A 6,450-nucleotide genomic window follows, 5' to 3' on the forward strand; every position below is an offset into this window, starting at 1 on the left:
ACCAAATGAGATGACTTCTTAGCGGCGCCCGCACGGCGGGCCTGCGGACACCGGTGTTCCCGGCAGCAGGCTGTCGCGTTCCGCCGGGCCGAGCCCGGCGCTCACGCGGCAGATCTTCTCCAGGCTTGCCCCGGCGTCGAGGTCCCACAGCCGTACCGTCCCGTCGGTGCTGCTGCTGGCGACCGTCCGCCCGTCGGGCGCGAAGTCCACGCCCCACACGGCGTTGCTGTGGCCGGACAGCGTCGCCCAGGGCTGCCGCGCCCGCATGTCCCACAGCCGCACCGTGCGGTCGTTGCCACTGCTGGCGAGCATGCGGCCGTCCGGTGAGAAGGCGAGGCCCCGGGCGGAGCCTGTGTGTCCGGTGAGGGTTGCCTCGAAACGACGCGTGCGCACTTCCCACAGGCGTACGGCGCCGTCGTTGCCGCTGCTGGCGAGGGTGCGGCCATCCGGGCTGAAGGCGACGCTCCGCACCGCGCCGGTGTGACCGGTGAGTTCGGCCAGGGCCCGGTGCGAGGCGACGTCCCAGAGCCGTACGGTCAGGTCGTCTCCGGCGCTCGCCAGGGTGCGGCCGTCGGGGCTGAAGGCGACGGCGTTGGCGTAGTCCTCGTGTCCTTCGAGGACGGCGATGTCGCGTCGTGAGGCGATGTCCCAGAGGCGGATTGTGCGGTCGGCGCCGGCCGAGGCGAGGATCCTGCCGTTCGGCGCGAAGACCACCGAGAAGACCTCCCCGGTGTGACCGGTGAGCGTCGCCAGGAACTTGCGCCCGGCCACGTCCCACAGCCTGATGGTGCCGTCGGAGCTCGCCGAGGCGAGGGTCCTGCCGTCGGGGGAGAACGCCACCGAGAAGACCGTCTCGGCATGGCCGGTGAGCCTCTTGAGGAGGCGGTGGGTCCGTACGTCCCAGAGCCGCACCGTGTGGTCGGTGTCGGCGGTGGCCAGCAGCTTCCCGTCGGGGCTGTAGGCCGCCTGCCAGACCTCCGTGAACGGACGTGCCGTCAGCACCGGCCCGCCCAGGTCCCACAGGACTACGGACTGGTCGAAGCCGGCCGTGGCCAGCCGGGTCCCGTCGGAGGTCACGGCGACCCCCATGACGTAGTCGGTGTGTCCGGCGAGCACGGCGGTCTGCCGGCCGCCGCGCACGTCCCACAGACGGGTCGTGCCGTCGCCGACCGCGCCGATCACCGCCGTGCCGTCGGGCGTGTAGGCGACTGCGTTGATGTCGTCGCTGCTCCCGGTGAACGCCGCTGTCTGCTCGCCGCCGCGCACGTCCCACAGCCGCACGGTCCGGTCGATGCCGCCGGAGACGACCTGCCGTCCGTCCGGGGAGAACGCCGTGCCCAGCACTTCGTCGGTGTGGCCTTCGAGCACGTCGAGCCGTCGCGCGCGGTCGGTGTCCCACAGGCGTACGGTCCGGTCGGCGCCGGCGGAGACGATTTTCGTGCCGTCGGGCGCGTACGCCAGCGCGTTGAGGGTGCCCTTGTGACCGGTGAGCGTGGCCGTGCGCCGGGGGGTGCGCCCGGTGCTCCAGAGTTCGACGGCGCCGTCGGCGGTTCCGACGGCGAGCGTGCCGCCGCGGGGGTCGAAGGCCACCGCCCGGTCGCCCTTGGTACCGGCCGGGAGGGCGGCTGTCCGACGGCGGTCGCGGACGTCCCAGAGGGTCACGGGGCCGTCCGTCGACGTGGCCGCGACCGTGCGGCCGTCGGGGCTGAAGGCGACCGACCGGACCCGGCCGGGGACGGTGAAGGTGGCCAGCGTCCGGTGGTCGCCGGTCGCGCGGCGCACGATGACGGTGCCGTCGGAGCTGGCCGTCGCCAGGGTCCGGTCGTCCGGCGCGAAGGCCACCGCGTTGACCGGGCCCCGGTAGCCGCCGAGCCGGGCGGAGAAGGGCTGGGCCTGGGTGCTCAGGAGGGCGCCGCGCGCCTCGACGGTGGTGTCCGCCCGGTAGGCCTCCTCCGCCAGCAGCATCGAGGCCTCCGGCCGACCTCCGGCGAGGGACGCGGACCGCACGGCGAGGGCCTGGGAGCGGGCGGCGCGCTCCTGGTCGAGGGCGCCCTCACGCTGCTGGTAGGCGAGGCCGCCCGCGGTCACGGCGAGCCCGAGCAGGACGGCGAGCGTGGCGAGCAGGGACTGGCGCAGCCGGATCTGGCGTCCGGCCTGTCTGCGGCGGCCGTCCTCCTCCGCCTGACTCGCCCTCAGGAACGCCTCCTCGCCGGGGCCGAGGCGACGCCGGCCGTCGGACTCGTCGGCCCAGGTCCGTACGGTCTCCAGCCGTGTGCCCCGGTAGAGGGCGGACGGGTCGCGGTTCTCGCGCTCCCATTCGGCGGCCGCGTGGGCGAGTTGCTGGTGCAGGAGGAGGCCGGCGCGGTCGGCGTGGATCCAGTCGCGCAGCCGGGGCCAGGCGTGCAGCAGGGCCTCGTGGGTGATCTGGACCGTGTCGCTGTCCAGGGTGATGAGCCGGGCGCGGACGAAGGCGTCGAGCGCGGCGGCCGTGCCGTCCGCGTCGCCGAGCTGTGCCATCAGGGCGGCCCGGCTCGTCCGGCGACGGGTCGCTCCGGCGCCGTCCGCGACCACCACCAGACGGGACAGGATGCGGCGGATCGTCCGCTGCTCGGCCGGGTACAGCCGGGCGAACACGTTCTCGGCGGTGCGGGCGATGGCTCCCTGGATGCCACCGGCCCGTTCGTACCCGTCGACGGTCAGCGCGGAGTCCGTGCGGCGCTGCCAGGTGGCGAGCAGTGCGTGGGAGACGAGGGGGAGCGCGCCGGAGGGCGTCTCGTCGGCGCCGATCCCGGAGGGGTGCGCGGCGCCGATCCCGGAGGGGTGCGGGGCGTCGATTCCGGAGGGGTGCGGGGCGTCGGCCCCGCCGACGTGCGCGGTGCCCCGTAGTGGTGGCCCGGGTTCGTCGCGCAGTCCGGCGTCGCGCAGGAGCAGCGGGACGAGGCCGGGTTCGAGGGTGACACCGGCGAGTTCGGCGGGGCGGGTGATCGACTCCCGCAGCTCCGCCACGGTCATGGGGGCCAGGACGAAGAGTCCGTCGGTGAGGACCGGGGTCAGTTCGGGCAGGCCCAGACAGCTTCCGGTGAAATCGGCGCGGACGCCGAGCACGACGACGGCCGGGGCGGGCGTGTCGTCCTCCGGCCCGGTGGTCGCGAGGGCGCGCAGCACCTGGACGAAGGCACGGCGCTCCTCGTCGTCGGAGCACAGCGTGAACAGTTCCTCGAACTGGTCCACGATCAGGACGGGATGAGGGGGCGGGGGTCTGCGGTCCCCCAGGGCCGTGTGCGGCTCGTCCGACATCAGGGCCGTGTGCGGCTCGTCCGACATCGCATGTACTGCGGCGAGCAGGGCGGCGGGGTTGTCCCGCACCGTCTCCACGGTGATGCCGAGGTCCCCGCCGACCGCTTTGGCGGTGCGTTCCAGCAGTTCGTCGAGGGGGCGGGAGGTGGGGGTGAGCAGGACCACCGGCCAGCGGTCGGCGCCCGGCATGGGGAAGTCCCCGCGTTTCAGGGCGGGCACGAGGCCGGCGTTGAGCAGGGACGACTTGCCCGCGCCCGAGGGGGCGACCAGCATCAGCGGTCCGCTGCCGACTCGTTCGAAGACCCGTTCCACCAGGGCGGCCGTCGCGCGCTCCCGTCCGAAGAACCACTGCGCGTCCTGCGGGGTGAACGCCGACAGACCGCGGTAGGGGCACGTGCCGCCCGACTGCCGGGACGCGGTCTCCCCTTCGGGTCCGCCGTCGCCGGGCGGGGCCTGCCGCTCGACCAGCCGCAGCAACTCGCCCTCGGCGTGCAGTACTTGGTCGCAGAGGCGGGCCACATCGACGGTGGCGCGTTTCGTACCGGTCTCGATCTTGCTGAGGTAGCCCTTGCTGTAGTGGGTGCTGCGGGCCAGGTCGGTGAGCGACAGTCCGCGTTCCCGCCGCAGTCGTCTGAGCTGTGCGGGGAAGGACGGCGTGGTCGGCGCGGTCCCGTCCCCGTCGGTCGGGTGCTCGGGGGCATCTCCGAGCTGCGGGTCCCTCAAGGTGTCCCCCAGGGCAGTGCGGGCCGTGAGACGGCGGATGCCCAGGTTACTGTCGGGACGCTGAGGGCGGACAAGCCTTTCACTCGGAGTGGCGCAAACACGAGCGTCCGGAACCGCGGGCCGATGCGGTTCCGGACGTTCGTGCAAGCGATCCAGCAAGCGATCGAGCAAGCGATCGAGCAAGCGATCGAGCGACCAGGGCTACTGCCCCACGACGACCGAGTTGATCGGCGTCATGTTCTTGTCGATGTAGATGTTGGGGTACAGGAAGCCCTCGCAGCCCGTGCCGTTGTAGCCGGTGCAGGTGCGGAACCAGGCGTTGCCGGTCTGGTTGTTGAGGATGCGGTACGTGCCGGTCACGTTGTTCAGGTTGTAGGTGCCGTACCGGTAGTAGGTGATGGTCGGGCGGTCACCGTTCCAGCCCGCGCCGGGGTACAGGCAGACGTACCCGGAGGCACAGCCGTGGACGGTGGCCTGCGGAGCCGCTTGGGCCTGGCCCGCGCCCACCGCGGTCATCGTGCCGACCGCGAGTGCCAGTGCCGCCGCGGTCCGCATCGTCTTGAGCTTGCGCATCGTTCCCCCTTGGTCGTGGGTCCTGCTGGTGGTGGTCTTGCTGCGTGCTGACGAATCCAGAGTTGCCCCCGTCACCCGCCGGGTCGACGGGTTTCCTGTTGCCCTCCTGTGAGCCGCTCGGGAAACCAGTCGTGAGCTGGGGAAACTCGGGACCGGAGGCAACTCGGGGACACTGGACGGCAGCTAAGCGGAACCCGACCTCGCACAATCCCTGCGCAACCCATTGACGTGCAGATACCCCCCTCTTATCTTCTGACCGAAGTTCCGCACGATGTACGACATGCCGAACAAAACAACATCCTCACGCCTCAGGGCAGTTCACGCAGAAATGGGACGAGCGTTGAACAGAACCCTCAGGGCGGTCCTCGCCCTCCTCACCTCGGTGGCCGCCCTCCTGGGGCTCACCACCGCCTTCGCCGGCGCGGCCGGAGCCGCCCACCCGCCGACGGGACAGGCGACGCGGTACACCATGACCGCGTTCACCAACAGCAGCGAGTCGAACATGTACGTCTACGACTCGCCGGACGCGACCGGGTTCACCCTGCGCAAGGGCCCGGCGTACACCCCGCCCTCCGGCCTGATCCGTGACCCCAGCATCTTCAAGCACACGGACGGCTACTACTACCTGACCTACACCACCCGCACCTGGTCGGCACTCTCCACCACCATCGGCTTCGCCCGCTCCACCGACCGCCTCAACTGGACCTTCCTCTACGACTACACGGTCCCGATCAGCGGCCTGCAGCGCGCCTGGGCGCCGGAGTGGTTCGTCGACACCAACGGCAGCGTCAACATCATCCTGTCCGCGTCGATCGCCGCCGAGGGCGAGTACATCTTCAAGCCGTACAAGCTGACGGCGACGAACTCCGCCCTCACCGCGTGGTCGGCGCCCACCCAGCTCTCCGGCATCGGCCCGAACTACATCGACACCTTCATCGTCAAGATCGGCTCCACCTACCACGCGTTCACCAAGAACGAGACGACGAAGTACATCGAGTACGGCACCGCCTCCAGCCTCACCGGCCCGTACACCATCACGAAGACCGGCAACTGGGCGGGCTTCGGCTCCGGCATGGAGGGCCCGGCACTGGTCCAGCTCGACAACGGCGGCTGGCGGATCTACTACGACGCCTACGGCGCCGGGCAGTACTGGTACAGCGACAGCTACAACAACTTCGCCACCTGGTCGACCCCGACCCAGCTCCCGGGCCTCACCGGCTTCGTACGCCATCTGACGGTCCTCAAGGAGACGGTGTCAGGCGGCGTCACCCTCCCCACCAACACCACCCGCTCCCTGCAGTCCGTCAACTTCCCGGGCCGCTACGCCGTCGCCCGCACCGACAACCTCGGGTACGTCGACCCGGTGACGTCCTCCAGCACGACCGCCGTCAAGCAGAGCGCGACCTTCACGATCGTGCCCGGCCTCGCGGACGCCAACTGCTACTCCTTCCGCGACTCCGCCGGCCGCTACCTGCGGCACTGGGACTTCAGGGTCCGCTTCGCCGCGGACGACGGCACGGCGGTGTTCGACAAGGACGCGACGTACTGCGCCCGTCCGGGCACGACCGCCGGCTCCGTCCGCCTGGAGTCGTACAACTACCCCGGCCGCTACATCCGCCACTACAACTACGAACTGCGCGTGGACACCTACCAGGCCACGGACACCTTCCGAGCCGACAGCAGCTTCACGGCCGTGAGCCCCTGGGCATAACAGCACCGAGCGAAGCCCCCCGCGCCCCGTCAGGGGCGCGGGGAACTGCGTGACCAGCCCCCACCAATCCGCAGACGACGGTCAACCAGGGGGCATGAAGGGGGGGCAAAGGGGCGAAGCCCCTGGAGGATGGGACGGGTAGGGGC

At 71.3% G+C, this 6,450-nt stretch carries 3 protein-coding genes; 1 reads left to right on the forward strand and 2 read right to left on the reverse strand.

What is annotated here, in order from left to right; all coding sequences use genetic code 11:
- Positions 1 to 18 precede the first annotated feature (18 nt).
- Both P1P70_RS05965 and P1P70_RS05970 read right to left on the reverse strand, forming a co-directional pair.
- Entirely contained in the window at positions 19 to 4,020 is a 4,002-nt protein-coding gene (locus P1P70_RS05965; protein WP_319235177.1) for a helix-turn-helix domain-containing protein, read from the reverse strand.
- Positions 4,021 to 4,221: 201 nt separating this feature from the next.
- Entirely contained in the window at positions 4,222 to 4,593 is a 372-nt protein-coding gene (locus P1P70_RS05970) for a hypothetical protein (RefSeq protein WP_319235179.1), read from the reverse strand.
- A gap of 340 nt (positions 4,594 to 4,933) precedes the next feature.
- On the opposite strand from P1P70_RS05970, the gene P1P70_RS05975 reads away from it, so the two are divergent.
- Entirely contained in the window at positions 4,934 to 6,304 is a 1,371-nt protein-coding gene (locus tag P1P70_RS05975; protein WP_319235181.1) for a glycoside hydrolase family 43 protein, read from the forward strand.
- The last annotated feature ends 146 nt before the right edge of the window (positions 6,305 to 6,450 follow it).

Origin of the sequence: Streptomyces sp. MB09-02B (genome assembly GCF_033794485.1) — a bacterium.
Lineage (GTDB): Bacteria > Actinomycetota > Actinomycetes > Streptomycetales > Streptomycetaceae > Streptomyces.

What these genes read in the sequence shown, in the direction of transcription:
- P1P70_RS05970 (WP_319235179.1), bottom strand. Translation starts at nt 4,593, where the DNA reads ATGCGCAAGCTCAAGACGATGCGGACCGCGGCGGCACTGGCACTCGCG.